Annotated in this window: 2 protein-coding genes; both read right to left on the bottom strand. The window is 61.1% G+C overall.

The window, feature by feature from the left end:
* Positions 1-40: 40 nt before the first annotated feature.
* The gene (locus Q9Q40_13455; protein MDQ7008226.1) at positions 41-1,039 is read right to left on the bottom strand and encodes an IS3 family transposase; all 999 of its coding nucleotides are present in this window, start codon (positions 1,037-1,039) and stop codon (positions 41-43) included.
* Between the two features lie 2 nt (positions 1,040-1,041).
* Positions 1,042-1,243: hypothetical protein (locus Q9Q40_13450; protein MDQ7008225.1), on the bottom strand; the 202-nt coding region annotated here is incomplete at its 5' end.

Raw genomic sequence — 1,243 nt, 5'->3', positions numbered from 1 at the left:
CGGAGCCTGTCAACGACTTTGAGACACTCCGGGTTTGATCCTACTGAGCAACTCGTAGGGACAATTCCTCCATGGGTGGGTTAATCCAGGATTCTGAGGGGGGATCTGGGTGCCTTGGCCTGCCATGAACGAAGCGTTCTGGATGGGCGCGGAAAGCATCGTCGAGGACTCTTTGGCGTTTTTGAATGACGGCCGTGGTCCGGCCGAAATGCACGTCGGCCGGAGTGAGCATGGCGAGGGCCCCATGATGGTGATGGTTGTTGTACCAGGGGAAGAAGACGCGGCAATGAGAGATGGCGTGATCGTGCCCGCAAAAGCGGTTGGGGAAACCCGGCTGGTACTTGAGCGTCTTGAAGTGAGCTTCGGAGTAGGGATTGTCGTCGGAGACGTGGGGGCGACTGAGAGATCGGACGACGCCGAGATCGGCCAGGAGCTGGGCGGTGCACTTGGCGGTCATCGGGGATCCGCGGTCGGAATGGAGGATCAGTTCACCGGGAGAGATGCCGTACTTGGCACAAGTTTCGTTGATCAGCCTGCCGGCGAGGGCGGCGTTTTCGCGGTCGGCGACCATCCATCCGACGGCATAGCGGCTGAAGATGTCGAGGATGACGTAAAGGTAGTAGTAGGTCCATTGGGTGGGTCCGAGAAGCTTGGTGATGTCCCAGGACCAGACCTGATTGGGGGCGGTGGCGAGCAGTCGGGGTTTTTCGTACTTCGGGTGAACGAGTTGGTTGCGGCGATCGCCTGCAGCGGCGTTGGCGGCAAGGATACGGTACATGGTCCTTTCGGAGCAGAGGTAGCGCCCATCATCGAGCAGGGTGGCGAAGATCTCTGCAGGAGAGCAGTCGACGAAACGCTCGGAGCAGATGATGCCGGAGATCTCCTGCCGTTCTTTGGCAGTCAGCGCCCGGGAAGGGGTGGGGCGCGGCTGCCGGTTTCCCGGTGCGGATTGGCGACGACGATAGACGGTGGCGCGAGAAACACCGAGGGCACGGCAAGCCGGGAGTACCCCGACTTCCCGCGCCAGGTCGGTAGCCATCTTCAAGTGTTCTTCCCTTCGTCGACTTCGATCCCCAGCAGCCGCGAGACTTTTCCCTGCACGTCGATCACGAGGTTTGCCTTGCGCAGGTTCTCTTTCAGCCGGTCATTCTCCCGCCGGAGGCGACGATTCTCTTTTTCGAGTGCCGCGTCGGGCGATGTCTTGCGACGCCGAGCGCTTCCCTTCAGAGCGCCGAGAGCACCT

The organism is Acidobacteriota bacterium, from assembly GCA_030949985.1.
Taxonomy (GTDB): domain Bacteria; phylum Acidobacteriota; class Polarisedimenticolia; order J045; family J045; genus JALTMS01.
Note: the sequence above shows the minus strand (reverse complement) of the source record. Positions and strands in the feature narration are given on the sequence as shown.

What these genes read in the sequence shown, in the direction of transcription:
- Q9Q40_13455 (MDQ7008226.1), bottom strand. Translation starts at nt 1,039, where the DNA reads ATGGCTACCGACCTGGCGCGGGAAGTCGGGGTACTCCCGGCTTGCCGT.